The sequence below is a fragment of the Hydrogenophaga intermedia genome (assembly GCF_023715105.1).
Taxonomy (GTDB): domain Bacteria; phylum Pseudomonadota; class Gammaproteobacteria; order Burkholderiales; family Burkholderiaceae_C; genus Hydrogenophaga; species Hydrogenophaga intermedia_A.
In genome coordinates this window covers 1-20414 of record NZ_JAMBNO010000017.1, presented here as the reverse complement: position 1 = coordinate 20414, position 20414 = coordinate 1, and the positions used below count along the sequence as shown (strand labels likewise).

At 68.3% G+C, this 20414-nt stretch carries 19 protein-coding genes; 9 read left to right on the top strand and 10 right to left on the bottom strand.

The window, feature by feature from the left end; all coding sequences use genetic code 11:
* Positions 1 to 7: 7 nt before the first annotated feature.
* The 3 genes from M3149_RS16270 to M3149_RS16260 all read right to left on the bottom strand — a co-directional run bounded on the left by M3149_RS16270 (position 8) and on the right by M3149_RS16260 (position 2996).
* Positions 8 to 544 (bottom strand): TRAP transporter small permease, encoded by a 537-nt coding sequence (locus tag M3149_RS16270; RefSeq protein ID WP_251710595.1) that lies wholly within the window; start codon positions 542 to 544, stop codon positions 8 to 10.
* 88 nt (positions 545 to 632) lie between these two features.
* Positions 633 to 1649, bottom strand: coding sequence for a TRAP transporter substrate-binding protein (locus M3149_RS16265; RefSeq protein ID WP_251710594.1), 1017 nt, complete (start codon positions 1647 to 1649; stop codon positions 633 to 635).
* Between the two features lie 78 nt (positions 1650 to 1727).
* A complete protein-coding gene (locus M3149_RS16260; RefSeq protein WP_251710593.1) occupies positions 1728 to 2996 on the bottom strand; it encodes a pyridoxal-phosphate-dependent aminotransferase family protein in 1269 nt (422 codons plus the stop codon).
* Between the two features lie 157 nt (positions 2997 to 3153).
* Here M3149_RS16260 and M3149_RS16255 point away from each other — a divergent pair, with 157 nt between their 5' ends.
* Positions 3154 to 3843 (top strand): GntR family transcriptional regulator, encoded by a 690-nt coding sequence (locus M3149_RS16255; protein WP_251710592.1) that lies wholly within the window; start codon positions 3154 to 3156, stop codon positions 3841 to 3843.
* Positions 3840 to 6947, top strand: coding sequence for an FAD-binding and (Fe-S)-binding domain-containing protein (locus M3149_RS16250; RefSeq protein WP_251710591.1), 3108 nt, complete (start codon positions 3840 to 3842; stop codon positions 6945 to 6947). The genes M3149_RS16255 and M3149_RS16250 overlap by 4 nt, the downstream gene beginning before the upstream one ends.
* 30 nt (positions 6948 to 6977) lie before the next feature.
* Here the strand turns inward: M3149_RS16250 and M3149_RS16245 are convergent, their stop codons facing one another.
* The 6 genes from M3149_RS16245 to M3149_RS16220 all read right to left on the bottom strand — a co-directional run bounded on the left by M3149_RS16245 (position 6978) and on the right by M3149_RS16220 (position 12854).
* On the bottom strand, positions 6978 to 7892 hold the full coding sequence (locus M3149_RS16245; RefSeq protein ID WP_251710590.1) for a hypothetical protein: 915 nt from the start codon (positions 7890 to 7892) through the stop codon (positions 6978 to 6980).
* Between the two features lie 105 nt (positions 7893 to 7997).
* A complete protein-coding gene (locus M3149_RS16240; protein ID WP_251710589.1) occupies positions 7998 to 8930 on the bottom strand; it encodes a pseudouridine synthase in 933 nt (310 codons plus the stop codon).
* Between the two features lie 22 nt (positions 8931 to 8952).
* Positions 8953 to 9684 (bottom strand): tRNA (guanosine(46)-N7)-methyltransferase TrmB, encoded by a 732-nt coding sequence (gene trmB / locus M3149_RS16235; RefSeq protein WP_251710588.1) that lies wholly within the window; start codon positions 9682 to 9684, stop codon positions 8953 to 8955.
* A 49-nt stretch (positions 9685 to 9733) separates the two neighbouring features.
* Positions 9734 to 10633, bottom strand: a complete 900-nt coding sequence (gene gluQRS / locus M3149_RS16230) for a tRNA glutamyl-Q(34) synthetase GluQRS (protein ID WP_251710587.1) — start codon at positions 10631 to 10633, stop codon at positions 9734 to 9736.
* A gap of 53 nt (positions 10634 to 10686) precedes the next feature.
* Positions 10687 to 11772 (bottom strand): NAD(P)/FAD-dependent oxidoreductase, encoded by a 1086-nt coding sequence (locus M3149_RS16225; RefSeq protein ID WP_251710586.1) that lies wholly within the window; start codon positions 11770 to 11772, stop codon positions 10687 to 10689.
* 128 nt (positions 11773 to 11900) lie between these two features.
* Entirely contained in the window at positions 11901 to 12854 is a 954-nt protein-coding gene (locus M3149_RS16220; protein ID WP_251710585.1) for a LysR family transcriptional regulator, read from the bottom strand.
* A gap of 146 nt (positions 12855 to 13000) precedes the next feature.
* Between M3149_RS16220 and M3149_RS16215 the strand changes: the two genes are divergently transcribed.
* Genes M3149_RS16215 through M3149_RS16185 form a run of 7 tightly spaced genes read left to right on the top strand, consistent with a single transcriptional unit; the run spans position 13001 to position 19724 of the window.
* On the top strand, positions 13001 to 13702 hold the full coding sequence (locus M3149_RS16215) for a pirin family protein (protein WP_251710584.1): 702 nt from the start codon (positions 13001 to 13003) through the stop codon (positions 13700 to 13702).
* Between the two features lie 34 nt (positions 13703 to 13736).
* The gene (locus M3149_RS16210; protein ID WP_251710583.1) at positions 13737 to 14144 is read left to right on the top strand and encodes a DoxX family protein; all 408 of its coding nucleotides are present in this window, start codon (positions 13737 to 13739) and stop codon (positions 14142 to 14144) included.
* A gap of 26 nt (positions 14145 to 14170) precedes the next feature.
* The gene (locus tag M3149_RS16205) at positions 14171 to 14725 is read left to right on the top strand and encodes a flavodoxin family protein (protein ID WP_251710582.1); all 555 of its coding nucleotides are present in this window, start codon (positions 14171 to 14173) and stop codon (positions 14723 to 14725) included.
* A gap of 37 nt (positions 14726 to 14762) precedes the next feature.
* Positions 14763 to 15458 carry a DUF599 domain-containing protein gene (locus tag M3149_RS16200; protein WP_251710581.1) on the top strand — a complete coding sequence of 232 codons (696 nt, stop codon included), beginning with the start codon at positions 14763 to 14765 and terminating at the stop codon, positions 15456 to 15458.
* A gap of 33 nt (positions 15459 to 15491) precedes the next feature.
* Positions 15492 to 19061, top strand: a complete 3570-nt coding sequence (gene dnaE / locus M3149_RS16195; RefSeq protein WP_251710580.1) for a DNA polymerase III subunit alpha — start codon at positions 15492 to 15494, stop codon at positions 19059 to 19061.
* A 55-nt stretch (positions 19062 to 19116) separates the two neighbouring features.
* On the top strand, positions 19117 to 19341 hold the full coding sequence (locus tag M3149_RS16190) for an AbrB/MazE/SpoVT family DNA-binding domain-containing protein (RefSeq protein ID WP_251710579.1): 225 nt from the start codon (positions 19117 to 19119) through the stop codon (positions 19339 to 19341).
* Entirely contained in the window at positions 19338 to 19724 is a 387-nt protein-coding gene (locus M3149_RS16185) for a type II toxin-antitoxin system death-on-curing family toxin (RefSeq protein ID WP_251710578.1), read from the top strand. The genes M3149_RS16190 and M3149_RS16185 overlap by 4 nt, the downstream gene beginning before the upstream one ends.
* Here the strand turns inward: M3149_RS16185 and tolA are convergent.
* A partial coding sequence (tolA, locus tag M3149_RS16180; protein WP_251710577.1) for a cell envelope integrity protein TolA occupies positions 19725 to 20414 on the bottom strand: 690 nt, incomplete at its 5' end.

Here is a 20414-nt window from a genome sequence, read left to right as displayed (position 1 = left end):
AACGCCATCATCGCTGCAAGGCCCTTTCGAGTTCTTTTTCCATTTCGCGCTTCTCGGCGTCCACCACACCATCACCGCGCGCCTGGCGCAGCAATTCGGGCAGGGTGAGCAACTGGGCCACGATGAACACGGCCGAGCCGATGGGGATGACCGATTGCGTCAGGCGTGTAGGCACCCAGGGCAGGCTCACCATGGCGTCTCCCTCCAGGATGAGCAGTACCTGGTAGCCGTACCAGCCCAGCAACGCGAAGAACAGCACGACGATGCCCTCGCCCAGCAGCACCAGCGGCACGCGCAGCGACGGCGGCATGGCGTTGACCAGCCCCGGAAAGCCGATGTGCGCGCGCTTGAGCGCGGCCAGCCCGGCGCCGTAGTAGGTGAGCCAGGCCAGCGCGATCGAGGCGACCTCGTCGTACCAGACCATGGGAATGCCGAGCTTGCGATAGGCAACGCCCATGAGGACGATGACCGCCAGCGAGGCCAGCAGAAAGATGACGAATGCCGTCAACACGCGGTCGAATACGGTCCGCAGGGTGTGGAACACAGTGCGCTCCCTTGAAAAGGGCGGGGGGAAGAAAAGGAAACCAACGGGGGAAGAGAAAGGGGCTGCCGCAGCAGCCCCTTCGGTGGCGTCAGAACGCCGCGCCGAGCGCCACGGCCTTGTTCACCAGATCGGCACCGCCCGGCACTTCCTTGCCGAACTCCTCGTACACCGCCTTGCTGGCGGCGATGAAGGCGTTCTTGTCGGCCTCGTTGACCTGGGTGCCGGCGGCCTTGATCTTGTCGACCAGTTCGCCGTCGAGCTGAGCCGCGGTGCGGTACACGAAGGGCTGCACGTCCTGCGCGGTCTTCTCCAGGATCTGGCGCACATCGGCCGGCAACGAGTTGAACTTGCGCGAGCCCGCGGCCAGGAAGGCCGGGGTGTACACGTGCCCCGTCATCGACATGAACTTCTGCACTTCCTGGAACTTGGACGAGTAGATCTGCGTGAGCGGGTTCTCCTGCCCGTCCATCACGCCGGTCTGCAGCGCCACGAACACCTCCGACAGCGCCATCGGCGACGGGTTGGCCCCGTAGGCCTGGAACATCTTCACGCGCCACACGCCGGGCGGCACGCGCAGTTTCATGCCCTTGAGGTCTTCGGGCTTGACGATGGGCTTGACGTTGCTGGTGATGTGGCGGAACCCGTTCTCCCACACGCCCAGGATCTTGAAGCCCTTCTCCTCGGCCATTGGGAACATGGTCGGCCGCAGGATGTCGGACTCGATCTTCTTCATGTGGTCCCGGTTCTTCACCAGGTAGGGCATCTCGAACATGCCAAAGGCCGGCACGTTGGACGACATGATGGTGGAGGGGATGGAGAGCTCGAGCGTGCCCAGGCGCAGCTTCTGCATCATCTCGGAGTCGCCGCCGAGCTGGCTGGAGCCGAACACCACCACCTTGGCCTTGTTGCCCAGGCGTTCATTGGCCAGGCGTGCGAATTCATTGGCCGAGCGCTCGAACAGCGAGCCTGGCCCGCCCACGTGGCCGAGCTTGATCTCCATCTGCGCGTGCGCGGCGCCGCTGGCCAGCAGCAGCGCCGAGGCGCCGAGCACGGTGGTGACGGCCCGCCGGGTGAGGGCGCCGAGGTTGCATTGGCGAATAGGCATGCGTGTCTCCTGTGGTTGTCGTCCGTCGGTGATGTCGTGCCCCGCCCACGGACGCAGCGGGGCACCGTGATCCGTGGGTCAGGCCATTGCGGGCTGGGGTGTGGCGCGCGCCGCGGCGGGCGCCGGCATGTGCAGGCCGCCCGGGTGGGCTGCGAAGTGGTCCATGATGGCCTGCACGCCCGAGCCGGCGAGCTTGACGCCGGCGAGCTTGAGGCCCATCTCGCAGCCGGCAACGGTGGCCACCAGCGTGAGGTCGTTGCTGTCGCCCAGGTGGCCGATGCGGAACATGCGGCCCTTGATCTTGCCCAGGCCGGTGCCGAGCGAGCAGTCGAAGCGCTCGTAGATGAGCTTGCGCACCGCGTCGGCGTCCACGCCCTCGGGCGTCATCACGCCGGTGAGGATCGGCGAGTGCACCGTGTCGTCGGCGCACTGGATCGGCAGGCCCCAGGCCCGCACCGCAGCGCGCACACCGGCGGCCCAGCGCTGGTGCCGCGCAAACACCACGTCGAGCCCCTGGCCGAGCAGCATGTCGCAGGCCTCGCTCAGGCCGTAGAGCAGGTTGGTGTTGGGGGTGGAGGGCCAGTAGCCGGTCTTGTTCATCTCGATCATCTCGTGCCAGCCCCAGTAGGCACGCGGCATGGTCGCCTGGCGGCTGACATCGATCGCCTTGGGCGAGAGCGCGTTGAAGCCGATGCCGGGCGGCAGCATCAAGCCCTTCTGCGAGCCGCTGATCGTCACGTCCACGCCCCACTCGTCGTGCCGGTAGTCGGCGCCGGCCAGGCCCGAGATGGTGTCCACCAAGAGCAGGGCGGGGTGCTTCGCGGCGTCGATGGCGCGGCGCACCGCTGCGATGTCGCTGGTGACCCCGGTGGAGGTCTCGTTGTGCACGACGCAAACCGCCTTGATGTGGTGCGCGGTGTCGGCCTTCAGGCGCTGCTCGATCAGGTCGGCCTGCACGCCGCGGCGCCAGCTGGCGGGTACGCCGTGCTCGGTGCCAGGCAGGCTCACCACCTCGGCCTTGAGGCCCAGGCGCGTGGCCAGCTGGTGCCACAGGAAGGCGAAGTGGCCCGTCTCGTACATCAGAACGTGGTCGCCCGGGCTGGTGACGTTGACCAGCGCGGCCTCCCAGGCGCCGGTGCCCGAGCCGGGGTAGATCATGACCGGGTGGCGGGTCTTGAAGATCTTCTGCATGTCGGCCAGCACCTTGCGGCCGAGCACCCCGAACTCCGGGCCGCGGTGGTCGATGGTGGGCAGACTCATCGCGCGCAGGATGCGGTCGGGCACGGGGGAGGGGCCGGGAATCTGCAGGAAATGGCGGCCGGTCGGGTGGGCGTCGAGGGTCAGCATGTCTGGTTCGGGTTGGGGGTATCGAGGCGGATGCCCATTTTTGTATGCAAAATACAAATGTCAAGCGCAATCACCCGGGTAGGCCATCCCCTTTGTGACGGGGAAATCCCGGATGGATCGGTTGATTGATCTGTTTTTGCATACAAAATAGCGTTCCATGACGACCCAAGCTCCGAGCATTCCGCGCACCGTGCTGCACGAGCAGGTGGCGCTGCGCCTGCGGCAGATGCTGGTGGAGGGTGAAATACCGCCCGGCGCCAAGCTCAACGAGCGCGAGCTCTGCGAGGTGCTGCACATCTCGCGCACGCCGCTGCGCGAAGCCATCAAGATGCTGGCCGCCGAGGGCCTCGTTGAGCTGCTGCCCAACCGCGGCTCGGTGGCGGTGGCGCTCGACGAAGACGACGTGCGCCACACCTTCGAGGTGATGGCCGGGCTGGAGGCAATGTCCGGCCAGCTCGCCGCCGAGCGCATCACGGATGCCGAACTGGCCGAGATCGAGGCCCTGCACTTCGAGATGATGGCCGCCTACACGCGGCGCGACCTCTCGGCCTACTACCGGCTCAACGCGGCCATCCACCGCGCGATCAACGCCGCAGCCCGCAACCCGGTGCTCACAGCCACCTACACGCAGGTCAATGCGCGTCTTCAGGCGTTGCGCTTTCGGTCCAACCAGGACGGCGAGAAGTGGCAGCGCGCGGTGCAGGAGCACGAAGCCATGGTGGCTGCGCTCAAGGCGCGCGATGGCGCCGCGCTGGCCCGCGTGCTCACGCAACACCTTCACCACAAACGTGACGTGGTGCTCGAACAGCTGCGCTCGAACGCCGCACCCGCCGGACCCTCCGCATGAACGCTCCGTTGCCCGTCCACCTCACCCGCGATGACGCCGCCAGCGCCTACGACCCCGTTGCCCGCATCGGCAACGAGACGGCGGGCGCGCTGGCACGCGAGCTCACCCGAAGCACCCAGGGTGAGGTGCTGTTCTCGCCGGCAGACCGCGGCCGCTACGCCACCGACGCCTCGATCTACCAGCAGATGCCGGTGGGCGTGTTCGTGCCGCGCACGCCCGAGGACGTGCGCGCTGCGCTCGACATCTGCCGCGATCAGGGGGTGCCCATCGTGCCGCGCGGCGGCGGCACCAGCCAGTGCGGCCAGACCGTGGGCGCGGGCCTGGTGATCGATCACAGCAAGCATTTGCGCCGCGTTCTGCAGCTGGACGCCGAGGCGCGCACCGCCGTGGTCGAGCCCGGCCTGGTGCTCGATCATCTCAACGCACAGCTCAAGACCCACGGCCTGTGGTACCCGGTGGACGTGTCCACCAGTGCGCAGGCCACGCTGGGCGGCATGGCGGGCAACAACTCGTGCGGCAGCCGCTCGCTGGCCTACGGCAACATGGTGCACAACGTGCTGGGCGCGCAGGCGTGGCTGGCCGATGGCAGCCTGCTCGACTTCGGCGCCTTCGAGCACTCCAGCGGCGAGGTGCGCGCGCTCGGCGAGTTCGTGCGCGCACTCGCGCTGGAGAACGCCGACGAGATCGACGCGCGCTGGCCCAAGGTGCTGCGCCGCGTTGCCGGCTACAACCTCGACATCTTCCGCAACCAGAGCGAGCGGCCCTACACCGCCGACGGCTCGGTCAACCTGGCGCACCTGCTGGTGGGCAGCGAGGGCACCCTGGCGCTCACGCGCTCACTCACGCTGCGGCTGAGCGAACTGCCGCGCGCCAAGGTGCTGGGCGTGGTGAACTTCCCCACCTTCTATCAGGCGATGGACAGCGCGCAGCACATCGTGCGGCTGGGCCAGGGCCTGTCTGCGGGCCAGCTCACCGCGGTCGAGCTGGTCGACCGCACCATGATCGAGCTGTCGCTCAGGAACCCGGCCTTCGAGCCCACCATCCGCACCGCGCTGTCGCCGCACATCAACGGCGGCAAGCCGGAGGCGGTGCTGCTGGTGGAGTTCAGCGGCCAGAGCAAGGCCGAGATCGCGCCCGCGCTGCGGCAACTGGTCGAGCTCATGGGCGACCTGAACCTGCCCGGCAGCGTGGTCGAGATGGTGGACGACGCGCCGCAGAAGAACCTGTGGGAGGTGCGCAAGGCGGGCCTCAACATCATGATGAGCCTGCGTGGCGACGGCAAGCCGGTGAGCTTCATCGAGGATTGCGCCGTGCCGCTCGAACACCTGGCCGAGTACACCGACGCGCTCACGCAGGTGTTTCGCCGCCACGGCAGCCGCGGCACCTGGTACGCGCACGCGTCGGTGGGCACGCTGCATGTGCGGCCCATCCTCGACATGCGGCAGGACGGCGCGCGCAAGATGCGCGCGATCGCCGAAGAGGCGAGCGAGCTCGTGCGCCGGTACAAGGGCGCCTTCAGCGGCGAGCACGGCGACGGCCTGTGCCGTGGCGAATGGATCGAATGGCAGTTCGGCGCGCGCATCACCGAGGCGCTGCGCCGCATCAAGCAGCGCATGGACCCGGCAGGCCTGCTCTCGCCCGGGCGCATCGTGGACCCGCCGCGCATGGACGACACGCGCCTCATGCGCTTCCCGCCCTCCTACAAGGTGATCCCGCTGCAGCCGGTGCTCGACTGGAGCGCCTGGAACGTGCAGAACGACCCAGTCACCGAAACCACCACCGCCCCCGGCACCGGGCGGGACCCGGCGCAAGGCCTGGCCAAGGCGGTGGAGATGTGCAACAACAACGGGCACTGCCGCAAGTTCGACGCCGGCACCATGTGCCCGAGCTACCGCGTCACGCGCGACGAGCAGCACCTCACGCGCGGGCGCGCCAACACGCTGCGGCTGGCCCTCAGCGGGCAACTCGATGGGCTCTCCGGTGCCGAGGCCTTCACCAGCGACGCGGTGCGCGAGGCGATGGACCTGTGCGTGGGCTGCAAGGGCTGCAAGCGCGACTGTCCCACCGGTGTGGACATGGCGCGCATGAAGATCGAATGGTTGCACCACGATCGAGCGCGCCATGGCCACTCGCTCAAGGACCGTCTGATCGCCCACCTGCCGGCCTACGCGCGCTGGGCCGCGCGCGCGGCGCCGCTGCTCAACCTGCGCAATCGCATGCCCTGGCTGGCCGCGCTGGGTGAACGCTGGTTGGGTCTGAGCGCGGCGCGCAGCCTGCCGGCCTGGCGGTCACGCCATTTCTTCAATGATGCGCCGCGCCACACCGCCACGCGCGAGGAGGTGCTGGCGGCCGAGCGCGGCGTGGTGCTGTTCGTGGACACCTTCAACGGCCACTTCGAAGATGAAAACGCACGCGATGCGCTGGCGGTGCTGCAGGCGGCGGGCTACACGGTGCACGTGGCCGCGCGTGCGGGCGGTGGCCACCTCTGCTGTGGGCGCACGTACCTTGCCGCGGGCATGGTGGATGCAGCGCGCGGGAAAGCGCGCGAGCTGATCGATGAGTTGCTGCCCCTGGCGCGTGCCGGTCTGGCCATCGTGGGCCTGGAGCCTTCGTGCCTGCTGACGCTGCGCGACGAGACATTGGCCATGGGCCTGGGCGCCGATGCGCAGGTGGTCGCCGATCAGGCGTTGTTGTTCGAGGAGTTCCTGGCACGCGAGGCGCGCGCGGGCCGCATGGAGGCGCTCAAGGCCCGCCTGCTGCCGCTGGGGCAGCCGGTGCTGGTGCACGGCCACTGCCATCAGAAGGCCTTCGACGCGGTGTCGCCCGTGCTGGAGGTGCTGCGTTGGGTGCCGGGCGCCGATCCCCGGCTGATCGAGAGCAGTTGCTGCGGCATGGCGGGCAGCTTCGGCTACGAGGCCGAACACCATGCGGTGTCGATGCAGATGGCCGAGCTCTCGCTGCTGCCGGCGGTGCGGGCGGCGCCCGATGCCATCGTGGTCGCCGACGGCACCAGCTGCCGGCACCAGATTCACGATGGGGCGCAGCGCCAGGCGCTGCACGTCAGCCGCCTGCTGGCGCGCCAGCTCGGGCCCGTTCAGAGGTAGGCGGGCGTCACGCGCGGGGCTGTGGCCCGGTCACGCCCTGTTCGCCGCGGACAAGGTCGTGTGCGCGAGTGCCTGCGCCGGTGGGCGCGAGGGCACGAAGCCCAGGCGGCCGATCATGAACAGCGTGTTCTGAAGCAGCCGCGCCAGTTGCGCGCGCGCTTCGCGCGTGGGCGTTGGCGTCGTCAGCATGATGGTGGGCAGCCGCGTCTCGATCGCGTCCTCGGGCGGGGCGTTCCAGCGCTGCAGCAGGTGGTCCTTGCCGAGCTCCAGGCGCGCCTCGATCAGTTCGACCGCGTACTCGAGCTTGCTCACATCCTCGAAGCAGATTTCCCAGCAGACGGCGCGGCCCTCCTGGCGTTCGGCCAGGCTGCAGCCCAGTGGCAGCAGCCACAGCTTGGGTTCGGTCTTGCCGGCAAACAGGCGCCGTGCGCTGTCCCACAAGGAACCCCCGTCGCCCACGAAGGCGGCGAGCGCCTGGCGGATTTCGACCGCAAGGTCACCGTGCGAGCCGGGGCCCGGCACCACGACCACGCCTTCGCCCTCGATCTGCGCGGCGTCCACCGTGACGCGCTCGGGCTGCCAGCCAGCGGCCACCGAATCGGCCACGCTGCGCACCATGTCGCGCGCGTGCCAGGGGGCGAGCATGAGCGTCACACCGCCGACCTGCAGCACCCGCAGGCCGGCGCTGTCGGAGCTGCCGTCGTCGCCGATGAGGCGCTGCAGCACGGTGGCGGCCTCGCGTTGCTCGTGGCGCGTGGCGCCCATCAGCACCACCACCACCTGCGGCTCGTTGCGCTTCATGGCCGGCGCATTGCAGACCATGCACTGCACCTTGGCGCCGGGCTTGGAAAAGATGTCGCTGCTGGTACGCGGGGGAAGAATCGCGCCGTCGTCGTTGAGGGCCTGCACGACGGCAGCGGGCGTGTCGATGGTGTGGCGGGGCATGTGCGAACGGTTGGGGTGGTTCAACACCCTTTGTGGCATCTTGGCGCCACTCTGTAGCGACGACGGCCACACGCAGAACGTGCGGAGGCTGGGGGCGACTGCCGGTCAGTCGTTCGGCCAGTCCAGGGATCGGCGGCTTTCGAAGCGGCGCCGGTGGCCCGTCACCGGGTCGGTGAATTCGATGGCACGGGCCAGCAGGCGTAGCGGGTCCGTGAAGTCCTCCACATCGTGCGGGCCACGTCGTACGCGCGGGTAGAACCGGTCGCCTGCGATGGGCAGGCCGAGTGCGTTCAAGTGCACCCGCAACTGATGGCGCTTGCCGCTCAGCGGGTCGAGCGCGTAACGCGCCCAGGTGCCGCTCACCTCGATGCGTTGAATGCGTGTCTCGCTGTTGGGTTCGCCATCCACCTCGACCATGCGGAAGAAAGCTTCCACGTCTTCCTCGATGCGACTGCGCCGCGTCAGCGGAAAGGCCACATCGGGCTGGTGCGCAGCGATGGCCTCGTAGTGCTTGGTCACCGCCTGGTCGCGGAACAGCGCGTGGTAGGCGTTGCGGTCTTGCGGGCGCAGGTTGAAGACCACGAGGCCCGCGGTCTCGCGGTCGATGCGGTGGATGGGGTTGAGCGTGTCGATGCCGGTGCGTGCCTTCAGCCGCACCATGAGGCTGTGGCGCACCGTGCGCCCGCCGGGGGTAACGGGCATGAAATGCGGCTTGTCGGCCACCAGCAGGTGTTCGTCCTGGAAGAGGATGTGTTCCTCGAACGGGATGTCGATTTCGTCGTCCACCTGGCGCCAGTAGTACAGCCGCGCACCGGGCGTGCAGCCGGCATCGGGCAGCACCGGTCGGCCGTCGTCGTCGAGCACGTCGCCGCGCGCCATGCGCTGTGCCCATTCAGCGGGTGTGATGACGGGCAGGCGCTCGCACAGGAACTGCAGCACCGATGCCCAGGGCGCGGGCTTGGTAAACGGGATGGCCACGCAACTCGGCGAGACGCCGTCGCGCGTGGGGATCAGCGGGTTCTTGGGGCGGTGCGCCACGCGGGGGTGTTCGGCTGGGCTGTCAGGCGCGGCGGAACACCAGGTCCCACACGCCGTGGCCAAGCTTCAAGCCGCGGTTTTCGAACTTGGTGAGCGGGCGGTAGTCGGGCTTGGGGGCGTACCCCGATTTGTCAGCGTCGGCGGTGTTGCGCAGCAGCGGCTCTGCGCGCAGCACCTCCAGCATCTGCTCGGCATAGGGCTGCCAGTCGGTGGCCAGGTGCAGGTAGCCGCCGGGCTTGAGCTTCTTCGCGAGGCGGTTCACGAACGGCCCCTGGATCAAACGGCGCTTGTGGTGGCGCGTCTTGTGCCAGGGGTCGGGGAAGAAGATGTGCACGCCGTCCAGGCTGGCGTCGGCCAGCATGTGGTCCATCACCTCCACGGCGTCGTGCTGCACGATGCGGATGTTGTTCAGGCCGGCGTCGCCGGCGAGCTTGAGCAGCGAGCCCACGCCGGGTTCGTGCACCTCACAGCACAGGAAGTCGTCTTGCGGGCGAACCTGCGCGATGTGCGCGGTGGCGGTGCCCATGCCGAAGCCGATCTCCAGGATCAACGGTGCGTCGCGGCCAAAGGCGGCGCGTGCGTCGAAGGTTTGGTCTGCCGTGTAGGGCACGAGCAGGCGCGGGCCGTGCACCTCGAAGGCCTTGGCCTGGCCGGCCGTGGTGCGGCCGGCGCGCAGCACGTAGCTCTTGACCTGGCGCAGGAAGGGCACGTCGGTGGGCGGGGTGCGCGGCTGCGCGTGGCGGGGGTCGGTCATGGCTGGGCCTCGAAGGGCCGCGATTTTAGGCGCCTCGGGCCGGGTGGCTTCAGGCAGACCGGCGGGTGGCCCACCGCGCGCCCCATCGGGCTGTCCAGTGCGCCAGCGCTTCGGCAACGCTGCCGCTGCTGGCCGGCAGGTCGAGCACGCGCGCCGCGGCGTTCAAGGCCACGACCGGATCGCCCAGCGCCAGCGCCTGCGCGCCGTTCTGCTTGCTGAGTTTTTCGCCGTTGGGCCCGAGCACCAGCGGGGTGTGCAGGTACGCCGGGGTGGTCAGCCCGAGTGCGCGTTGCAGCAGGATCTGTCGCGCGGTGTTGTCGGCCAGGTCTTCGCCGCGCACCACGTGGGTGATGCCCTGGGCCGCGTCATCCACCACCACCGCGAGCTGGTAAGCCCACAGGCCATCGGCGCGCTTGATGATGAAGTCGCCCACGGCACGGGCCACGTCCTGTGTCTGAGGACCCAGGCGTCGATCGGCCCAGTCGACCCGCGCGCGCAATGGCGCACGAAAGCGCCAGGCGCGCGCCGGGCGCCCGCGCAGGCCGCCGCGTTCGGGGCGGCAGGTGCCGGGGTAGATGGCGGCCTGATGGCGCTCGCGCGGCGTGCCCGCGGCCAGCAGGGCGAGTTCGATGTCCTGCCGCGAGCAGGCGCAGGGGTAGGCGTCTCCTTGGGCGACCAGCCGCTGCAGCGCGGCTTCGTAGGCATCGCCGCGCATGGACTGCCACTGCACGGGCTCGTCGCTCACCAGGCCGCAGGCGGTGAGCTGGTCGAGGATGAGGCGGTCGGCACCCGGCACGCAGCGCGGACCGTCCACGTCCTCGATGCGCACCAGCCAGACGCCCTGGTGGGCCCGTGCGTCGAGCCAGCTTGCGAGCGCGGCCACCAGCGAGCCCGCGTGCAGCGGGCCGGTGGGTGAGGGGGCAAAACGGCCGCGGTACGGTGTGCGCATGCCAGTGTGCGGACGAGGGCTTCGACGGACTCAGCCCGATCGGTGGCGCGGTGTCACGCCAGGGCGAGCGCGAGCTCCAGCCCGGAGATGAAAGCGTCTTCGACGCGGTGGCCCAGACACCAGTCGCCGCACAGGCCGATGCCGAGCTTTTCGTCGAGCAGGTGGCTGCGGCCCAGGGGCGTCTGCGTCTGCGCAAAGCGCCAGCGGTGCACCACCGCGTGCGGCGGCGTGGCGCGGATGCCGGTGATCTCGGCAAAGCCCTTGAGCAGCTTGGCCTTCACGCGCTCGGCGTCGTCTTCCAGGTGCTTGGCGGACCAGGCCGGGCTGGCCTGCACCGTCCAGCGCTCGATCGGCTCGCGCGCAGGCTTGCTCGACTCGCGCGCCAGCCAGCTGATGCGGTGGTGCGTGCTGCGCGCCGCGCTCCATTGCGGGCCGAGGTGCGCCAGGCCGGGTTGCATGGCCTGCGGGAAGGCGACCATCAGCGTCCAGCACGGCGCCACGTGCACCGGGGCCAGCGCCTGGCGCAACGCGGGCGCCAGGCCGGAGGCGAGCAGCAGGTCGTGCGCCTGCGGGTGCGGAATGGCCAGCACCACGCGGTCAAAACCGCCGAGCACGCGCAGGCCGCCGTCCTCGTCGTCACAGCGCAATTGCCACTGCGCTTCGTTCAGCGCGTCGCGCTCGATGCGGTTCACGTGCGTCTGCAACAGAACCTGCGCGCCACTCAGCCCATGCAGTTCGGGTTTGAGCAGCGGTTGCGCCCACAGCGACACCAGCGCGTTCATGCCGGGCGCAGCCACGAAGTGCGGCTCGGTGGGCGGTGGGGCACTGGCCAGCACATGGCCGAATTCATCGAGCACGCGCACGGTGCTCGCGCTCCAGGCGCGCACCGCGCTGGTGGCGGTGGCGCGCAGCACTTTCTCGAAGCGCGGGTCGCGCACGGTGAAGTACTGCACGCCGTGATCGAAACCGCCGAACTCGGTGCGCCGCGTGGCCATGCGCCCGCCAAAGCCGCGGCTTTTCTCGAACAGCGTGACGCGGTGTCCCGCCTGCACCAGCGTGCGCGCCGCGGTGACGCCGGCCATGCCGGCACCCACGACGGCGATGTGAAGTGAGGGAGTGGTCAGGCGTGAATTGTTCATGGCGGTGGGCTTGCAGGGGTGGGGCGACTTTAGCAGTGGCTCCCACCGAGAGGTGCCGAGGAACCGGCTTTACCGGGCCTCAGGCACCGTCCCCTTGAGTGGGTCGCGCGCAGCGCGGCGGGGGTGTATCAATGCTGTGGGTGGTGGTTGAGCAAGGCCTCGCGCGTGGCCGCGTGCTTGAGGCGCTCCAGCCACCAGTGCAGCGCACGCCCGCTGTCGCGGCCGACGCGCACCGCGTGCCAGCCGTAGAGCAGGCGGATCTGGCGATCGGTTTGCTGCACGCTCTTGACGACCAGGCGGCCGGCCGAGATGAAAGGCTGGGCCATCGGCAGCGGCAGGAAGCCGGCGCCCAGTCCGCGCAACTGGGCTTCGAGCTTGTGCTGCATCGTCGGCACGGTGAGCACTTCCTGCCCCGGCAGCAGGTTGTAGCTCACGCCACGCCCGCGCTGCGTGGTGTCGGCCACGGCCACGGCGCGGTGCTGGCGGATGTCCTCCTCGCACAGGCTGCCCGCCAACGCCGCCAGCGGGTGGTGGGGCGCCACCGCGTACACGAAGGGAACGCTGCCCAGGGGAGCGGTCTGCAGCCCGGGGCCCGACACCTCGCCGGTGATGCCCAGCGCCAGATCGGCGATGCCGCCTTGCAGGGCCTCGAGCGTGCCCGAGAGATTCTCCGAGCGCAGACGCAGCCGCGTGGGGGCGCCGGTGGCGTAGAAGTCCTCGCACAACTCGAACAGCGTGGTGCGCGAGATCAGCGCATCGGCTGCGATGGTGAGCTGCGGCTCCCAGCCGGTGGCCACGCGCTTGACGCGCTGGGCCACGGCGTCGAATTCGCTGAGCAGGTGCTCGCCCGCGCGCAGCAGTTCGCTGCCGGCGGGGGTGAGTGCCGCGCGCCGCGCGCTGCGGTCGAACAGGAGCACGTCCAGCGCGTCCTCGATCTGGCGCACGCGGTAGGTGAGGGCGCTGGGCACCATGCCCAGCTCGCGCGCTGCCGCGGCCATGCTCCCCAGGCGGGCGATGGCCTCGATCAGGGCCAGGTTGTCGGCCGAGAGGACGCTGCGCGTGCTGGGGGACTGGGCGGCCATCAGGGTGTCGAATGTTCAAACGATTTGAATGATGCCATCAAAAACCTTCGGCCCGGTGATGAGGGTATTTGTCCAGAATTCCACCCATGCCGGCACCGCGCCGGCCCCACCCCCCCCGCCCAGCGGGAACACCGAGGACCCCAGCCATGATGCAGATCCGCCGCTCTGACGCCCGTGGTTATGCCGACCACGGCTGGCTCAAGAGCTACCACTCGTTCTCCTTCGCCAACTACTTCGATCCGGCCTGGATGGGCTGGGGCAACCTGCGCGTGATCAACGAAGACCGCATCGCCCCGGGCACCGGCTTCGGCACCCATGGTCACCGCGACATGGAGATCATCAGCTACGTGCTGCAGGGCAACCTGGCGCACAAGGACAGCATGGGCAACGTCAAGGGCATCCCGCCCGGCGACGTGCAGCGCATGAGCGCGGGCACCGGTGTGATGCACAGCGAGTTCAACCACGCGCCCAACAGCACCACGCACTTCCTGCAGATCTGGATCGAGCCGAACCAGCGCGGCATCCCGCCGAGCTACGAGCAAAAGGGCTTTGCCGAGGCCGAGAAACGCGGCCGCCTGCGCCTGGTGGCCTCGCCCGACGGCAGCCAGGGCTCGGTGACGATCCACGCCGACGCCGCGATGTACGCCGGTCTGTTCGACGGCGAGGAGTCTGCCCACATCGAACTGGATCCGAAGCGCAAGACCTATGTGCACCTGGTGCGCGGTGAACTTCTGGTCAATGGCGAGCGGCTGTCCGGCGGCGATGCTGCCGTCATGGATGGCGAAGCCAGCCTGAGCCTGAGCGGCGGCAAGGACGCCGAGGTGCTGGTGTTCGACCTCGCCCACTGATTTCCTTTTTTCCATCAACCCTGGAGTACTTCCCATGAACGCCCTGCAAAACCCCTTCGCCTTGCTGGCGCGCCTGCTGATGGCCGCGCTGTTCCTGCCCGCGGGCATTTCCAAGATCGGCGGCTTTGCCGGCACCGCTGGCTACATCGGCTCGGTGGGGCTGCCCCTGCCCGAAGTGGGTGCGGCGCTTGCCATCGTGATCGAGGTGGTCGCCCCCATCCTGCTGATCATCGGCCTGTTCACGCGCCCGGCCGCACTGGTGCTGGCTGTGTTCACCCTGGTGGCCAGCGTGTTCTTCCACGCTTACTGGTCCGTGCCGGCCGATCAGCAGTTCATGCAGTCGCTGCTGTTCTGGAAAAACATCGGCGTGGTGGGTGGCCTGCTGGCAATCGCGGCCTTCGGCGCCGGAGCCTTCAGCGTTGATGCCAAGCGCGGCAATTGATTCTTTTCACATCGGAGAAATCGAACATGAGCAAAGTCGTTGTTGTTTACCACTCGGGCTACGGTCACACCCAGCGCATGGCGCAGTCGGTGGCACAGGGCGCCGGGGCCGAACTGATCGCGATCGACGCCGATGGCAACCTGCCCGCTGGCGGCTGGGAAACGCTGGACGCGGCCGACGCCATCATCATGGGATCGCCCACCTACATGGGCACCGTGAGCTGGCAGTTCAAGAAGTTCGCTGACGCGTCCAGCAAGGCCTGGTTTGCGCAGAAGTGGAAGGACAAGGTCTTCGCCGGCTTCACCAACAGCGCCACCATGAACGGCGACAAGCTGTCCACGCTGCACTACCTGTTCACGCTGGCCATGCAGCACAGCGGCATCTGGGTCGGCACGGGCATGATGCCCAGCAACAGCAAGGCCGCCCAGCGCAACGACGTCAACTACGTCGGCTCCTTCAGCGGCGCCATGGCGCAAAGCCCGTCGGACGCCGGCGCCAACGAAATGCTGCCGGGCGACCTGGAGACGGCACGCCTGTTCGGCGAGCGCGTGGCGCAGGTGACGCAGAAGTTCAAAGGCTGAGCACAGGACATCTTCATCCGGCGCTAGCATGCGCCGCATGAAGATCATCAGCATCCTCCCCTGGGCAGACTGGCTTGCGCTGGTCTGCTTTTTTTCGCTCTGGGTCGGCTACGCCTGGTTTTCCAAGGCCTGGGCGCGAAAGCGGCCTTCGCTGCTGGTCACCACCAACCGCTACCGGCGCTACTGGATGGAGCAGGCCATCGAGCGCGACCCGCGCATGCTCGACGGCCTGATCACCCAGACGCTGTCGAACACGCCGGCCTTCTTTTCGTCGACCTCGATCCTGGTGATCGGTGCGCTGTTCGCGCTGCTGGGCACCACCGACAAGGCGTCCGAGCTGATGAGCGAGATCCCGTTCGCGCAGGCCACCACCTTGCTCGTCTTCGAGTTCAAGATCCTGGTGCTGGTGGCGATCTTCGTCTACTCGTTCTTCCGCTTTTCCTGGTGCATGCGCCAGTACACCTTCGTCGCACTGGCCATCGGCTCCCTGCCGTCGCCAGCGGACTTCGCCAGCGGCAAGTACGACCGCCGCACCTTCGCCGACCGCGCTGCCGCGCTGGTCGGCTCGGCGGCCGAGACCTTCAACGACGGCCTGCGTGCGTACTACTTTTCGTTTGCCCTGCTGGGCTGGTTCGTGTCGCCGCTGGTGATGGTGCTGGCCACCATGGTCGTGGTGGCCATTCTCTACAGCCGGGAGTTCCGATCCGAGGTGTTGCACATCCTGAAAGACTGATCGGGGGCGGGCCGCCTCTCTAGAATCGGGCGCATGTTCATTCACCTGCGCCTGCACACCGAGTTTTCCGTCGTCGACGGCACCAACCGCATCGACGACACCGTGGCGCAAGCCGCGGCCGATGGCCAGCCGGCGCTGGCCATCACCGATCTGAACAACCTGTTCGGTGCCGTCAAGTTCTACAAGGCCGCGCGCGACAAGGGCGTCAAGCCCGTCATCGGTGCCGAGGTGCTGCTGCAAGGCTTCAGCGACGAGACGCCCAATGCCATGCCCGGTGCCCACCAGCAGCCGCTGCCACGCGTGCTCTTGCTGGTGCAGGACAAGCAGGGCTACCTGAACCTGTGCGAGCTGCTGGCGCGCGCCTGGACGCGCAACGTGGTGCGCGACCAGGCGGTCGTCAAGCGCGAATGGCTTGAAGAACTCAACGCCGGGCTGATCCTGTTGTCGGGCGCGCAGGCCGGCCCGGTGGGCCAGGCGCTGATGGCCGGCGACACCCAGCGTGCGAGCGACGTGGCGCTGGCATTGGCCTCGCTGTTCACCCACCGCTTCTACATCGAGCTGCAGCGCGCCGGCCGTGCCGACGACGAGCGCCATGTGGTGGGCGCGGTGCAGCTGGCCGCGCGGCTGCACCTGCCGGTGGTGGCCACGCACCCGGTGCAGTTCCTCGGGCCCGACGATTACGAGGCGCACGAGGCGCGCGTGTGCATTTCAGAGGGCGAGATCCTGGGCAACACGCGGCGCGTGCGCCGCTTCACGCGCGAGCAGTGGTTCAAGCCGGCGGCCGACATGGCCGCGCTGTTCGCCGACGTTCCCTCGGCCGTGGCCAACACGCTGGAGATCGCGCGCCGCTGCAACCTCACGCTGGTGCTGGGCAAGCCGCAGTTGCCCGATTTCCCGACGCCGCTGGTGAACGGCGTGCCCATGCCCATGGCGGACTTCTTCCGCCAGTCGTCCTTCGAGGGGCTCGAGGAACGTCTGCAGCACCTCTACCCCGACCCGGCCGAGCGCGACAAACAGCGCCCGCGCTACGTGGAGCGGCTGGAGTTCGAGATCGGCACCATCCTCAAGATGGGGTTCCCGGGCTACTTCCTGATCGTGGGTGATTTCATCAACTGGGCCAAGAACAACGGCTGCCCGGTGGGCCCGGGCCGCGGCTCGGGCGCCGGTTCGCTGGTGGCCTATGCACTCAAGATCACCGACCTCGATCCGCTGGAATACAACCTGCTGTTCGAGCGCTTCCTGAACCCGGAGCGGGTGTCCATGCCCGACTTCGACATCGACTTCTGCCAGGGCAACCGCGACCGCGTCATCGAGTACGTGAAGCAGAAGTACGGCAAGGACGCGGTGAGTCAGATCGCCACCTTCGGCACCATGGCCGCGCGCGCGGCCATTCGCGACGTGGGCCGCGTGCTCGATCTCTCCTACGGCTTTTGCGACGGCATCTCCAAGCTGGTGCCCAACAAGCCGGGCATGAGCGTGACGCTGCAATACCCGCCGGTGCCGAAGAAGGAGGGCGACAAGAACAACTACGCGCTCGAGATGGAGCCGGTGCTGGCCGAGCGCGTGCAGAAAGAAGAGGACGTCAAGAACCTGATCGAGCTGGCCCAGAAGCTCGAGGGCATGACGCGCAACGTCGGCATGCACGCGGGTGGCGTGTTGATCGCGCCCGGCAAGCTCACCGATTTCTGCCCGCTCTACGCGCAGCCGGGCAGCGAATCGGCGGTGAGTCAGTACGACAAGGACGACGTCGAGGCCATCGGCCTGGTGAAGTTCGACTTCCTGGGCCTGGCCACGCTCACCATCCTGGAGATCGCGCGCGAGTTCATCATGAAGCGCCACAAGGGACGCGAGCACTTCCGCTTCGAGGACGTGCCGCTGGACGACCCCAAGGTGTACGCGCTGTTCTCGCGCGGCCAGACGGAGGCCGTGTTCCAGTTTGAAAGCCGCGGCATGCAGGGCATGCTGCGCGACGCCCGGCCCACCCGGCTGGAAGACCTGATCGCGCTCAACGCGCTGTACCGCCCGGGCCCGATGGACCTGATCCCCAGCTTCGTGGCGCGCAAGCACGGGCGTGAGGAGGTGGTCTACCCGCACCCCGCGGTGGCCGACATGCTCAGCGAGACCTACGGGATCATGGTCTACCAGGAGCAGGTGATGCAGACCGCGCAGATCCTGGGCGGCTACTCGCTCGGTGGCGCCGACCTGCTGCGCCGCGCGATGGGCAAGAAGAAGGCTGAGGAGATGGCCGAGCACCGCGAGAAATTCCGCGCCGGTGCGCTCAAGACGCACAACATCCCGCAGGACAAGGCCGACGAAATCTTCGATTTGATGGAGAAGTTCGCGGGCTACGGCTTCAACAAGTCGCACGCGGCCGCGTACTCGCTGCTGGCCTACCACACGGCCTGGCTCAAGGTGCACTACACGGCGGAGTTCTACTGCGCCAACATGACCGTGGAGATGGACGACACCGACAAGCTCAAGGTGTTGTTCGAAGACGCGCACAAGATGGGCATGGCGTTCGAGCCACCCGACGTCAATCGAGGCGGCTACCGCTTCGAACCGGTGACGGACAAGCTCATCCGCTATGGCCTGGGCGCCGTCAAGGGCACGGGGCAGCAGGCCATCGAGGCCGTGGTGGCTGCGCGCGAGGGCCGCGGCGAGGGCCCGAACGGGCAGGAGAGCGGGCCGTTTCGCAGCCTGTTCGATTTCTGCCTGCGCGTGGACCGCACCCGCATCAACAAGCGCACCGTGGAAGCGCTCATCAAGGCCGGCGCCTTCGACAGCCTGCACCTCAACCGCGCCGAGCTGCTGGCCTCGCTGGACATCGCCTTCGAGTACGCCGCCACCACGCAGGCCAACGCGCACCAGGGCGGCCTGTTCGACATGCTGGGCGGTGATGACCACGGCTCCAGCACGCAGGAGCCCGACCTGGTGGCCACGCTCCCGTGGGGCGTGAAGGAAAAGCTCACGCACGAGAAGAGCGCCATCGGCTTCTACTTCTCGGGCCACCTGTTCGACGAGGTGGAGCGCGAGGTGCGGCGCTTTGCACGCACGCGGCTGGTGGACGTGGTGGACAGCCGCGACCCGGTGATCCTGGCCGGCATCGTCACCGACTTTCGCGTCATCAACGGCCAGCGCGGCAAGCTCGCCCTGTTCAAGATCGACGACAAGACTGCGGTGATGGAGACCAGCGCCGACGAAAACATGATCAACGCGCACCGCCACCTGCTCAAGGACGACGAACTCATCGTGGTGCAGGCGGTGGCGCAGCCCGACCGCTTCTCGGGCGGCCTGCGCCTGAAGCTGCAGCAGATCTGGGACCTGGGCACCGCGCGCTGCCGTTTTGGCAAGTACCTGCGCGTGGCGGTCAACGGCCACGCACCCGCCATCGCACAGCTGGTGCGCGAATTCCCGCCGAAGCGCGAGCAGACCGAGCAGGGCGAACTGGTGCGTGGTCTGCCGGTGCGCCTGGCGCTGCAGCGCTCTGGCGCGCAATGCGAACTGCAACTCGACGACCGCGCCCTGTTCTTCCCGAGCGACGCCGCGCTGGCAAGCTGGATGGCGCAGGCGCACGAGCAGCGCGCGGAGATCGTGTTCGATTGACCGCCAGGTTGGCGGCGGTTTGGTATTACGTCCGTTATAACGATCGAGCGCCGCCATGCACACCCTCAAACTCACCCAGATCGGCAACTCCGTGGGCGTGATCCTGCCCAAGGAGGCGTTGGCCAGGCTGCGACTTGAAAAGGGCCAGACCGTTTTTCTGACCGAAACGCCGGAAGGTCTCGTGTTGACGCCGTACGACCCTGCACTTGAAGAGCAGATCGAAGCGGGCCGGGCGTTCATGCGCGACTACCGAGACACCTTCCACCAGTTGGCCAAATGAGCTGGCGCTGGGTCGACAAAGGCGCGCTTGTTCTGCTGCATGACGAAAGCCTCGCCGAGCATGGTGGCCGTGCCGGGATTCGAGACGACGGCTTGCTTGAATCGGCACTGGGTCGAGCAAAGAACCTCGCGGCTTACGGGGCACCCGACGTCGCAGACCTGGCCGCGAGCTACGCAGTGGGCTTGGCCAAGAACCATGCGTTCGTCGATGGCAACAAGCGCGCTCCCTTTCTGGCCATGGGCCTGTTTCTCTATCTCAATGGCTATCGGCTCGCCGCCACCCAGGCCGACGCGACGCTGACCATGTTGAGCGTGGCCGCAGGCACTGTGGATGAGGCCGCACTGGGCGATTGGATCCGGGGCAACAGCACGCCGCGGAACTGATCAATCCAGCGGCCGCAGGCCGATCAGCATCGACGACGGCACGCGCCCGTCCACGTCGCGTGGCAGCGTGGCGGTGCGGTCGATGGCGCGCAGCACGGCTTCGTCCCAGGCAGGGTTGCCGCTGCTCTTGACGAGCTTGCGCCCGGTGATGGTGCCGTCGGGCGCGACGCGCACCTCGACCTCGGCGCGCGGGTTGCCCGGTGCGAGTTCGGTGAATACCACGTTGGGCTTGATGCGCGCCACCACCTTGCCGGCGTAGCTGGCCGACGGCCCGCTGGATTGCTGGGCCGTGCCCGTGCTTTGCGGGCCGCCGCTGGCGCCGGCCTGGCCCATCACGCGGGCCAGTTGCTCCTTGCGCAACTGCTCCTGCACCTGGGCCTGTCGGCGTTCTTCGGCGGCCTTGCGCTCGGCTTCCCGCTTCTGCTCGGCCAGCCTCTGCTGGCGCTCGCGTTCGGCCTGGGCCTTCTTCTCGGCCGCGGCTTTCTCGGCTGCGGCCTTCTTCTGGGCGGCTTCGCGTTCACGCTGTTCGGCCAGGCGGCGCTGCTGCTCGCGCTCACGTTCCCGCTCGCGCGCCTCGGCCTCGGCGCGCGCCTTGGCCTGCTGGGTGGCGATGTCGGGCTGTGCGGGGGCGGGCGCCGGCGCTGGCGGTGGTGGAGGAGGTGCCGGCGTTGGTGCGGGGGCGGGTGGTGG

What these genes read in the sequence shown, in the direction of transcription:
- M3149_RS16245 (WP_251710590.1), bottom strand. Translation starts at nt 7,892, where the DNA reads ATGCCCCGCCACACCATCGACACGCCCGCTGCCGTCGTGCAGGCCCTC.
- M3149_RS16260 (WP_251710593.1), bottom strand. Translation starts at nt 2,996, where the DNA reads ATGCTGACCCTCGACGCCCACCCGACCGGCCGCCATTTCCTGCAGATT.
- M3149_RS16215 (WP_251710584.1), top strand. Translation starts at nt 13,001, where the DNA reads ATGATGCAGATCCGCCGCTCTGACGCCCGTGGTTATGCCGACCACGGC.
- dnaE (WP_251710580.1), top strand. Translation starts at nt 15,492, where the DNA reads ATGTTCATTCACCTGCGCCTGCACACCGAGTTTTCCGTCGTCGACGGC.
- M3149_RS16185 (WP_251710578.1), top strand. Translation starts at nt 19,338, where the DNA reads ATGAGCTGGCGCTGGGTCGACAAAGGCGCGCTTGTTCTGCTGCATGAC.
- M3149_RS16225 (WP_251710586.1), bottom strand. Translation starts at nt 11,772, where the DNA reads ATGAACAATTCACGCCTGACCACTCCCTCACTTCACATCGCCGTCGTG.
- M3149_RS16255 (WP_251710592.1), top strand. Translation starts at nt 3,154, where the DNA reads ATGACGACCCAAGCTCCGAGCATTCCGCGCACCGTGCTGCACGAGCAG.
- M3149_RS16210 (WP_251710583.1), top strand. Translation starts at nt 13,737, where the DNA reads ATGAACGCCCTGCAAAACCCCTTCGCCTTGCTGGCGCGCCTGCTGATG.
- trmB (WP_251710588.1), bottom strand. Translation starts at nt 9,684, where the DNA reads ATGACCGACCCCCGCCACGCGCAGCCGCGCACCCCGCCCACCGACGTG.
- M3149_RS16200 (WP_251710581.1), top strand. Translation starts at nt 14,763, where the DNA reads ATGAAGATCATCAGCATCCTCCCCTGGGCAGACTGGCTTGCGCTGGTC.
- M3149_RS16220 (WP_251710585.1), bottom strand. Translation starts at nt 12,854, where the DNA reads ATGGCCGCCCAGTCCCCCAGCACGCGCAGCGTCCTCTCGGCCGACAAC.
- gluQRS (WP_251710587.1), bottom strand. Translation starts at nt 10,633, where the DNA reads ATGCGCACACCGTACCGCGGCCGTTTTGCCCCCTCACCCACCGGCCCG.
- M3149_RS16205 (WP_251710582.1), top strand. Translation starts at nt 14,171, where the DNA reads ATGAGCAAAGTCGTTGTTGTTTACCACTCGGGCTACGGTCACACCCAG.
- M3149_RS16190 (WP_251710579.1), top strand. Translation starts at nt 19,117, where the DNA reads ATGCACACCCTCAAACTCACCCAGATCGGCAACTCCGTGGGCGTGATC.
- M3149_RS16265 (WP_251710594.1), bottom strand. Translation starts at nt 1,649, where the DNA reads ATGCCTATTCGCCAATGCAACCTCGGCGCCCTCACCCGGCGGGCCGTC.
- M3149_RS16250 (WP_251710591.1), top strand. Translation starts at nt 3,840, where the DNA reads ATGAACGCTCCGTTGCCCGTCCACCTCACCCGCGATGACGCCGCCAGC.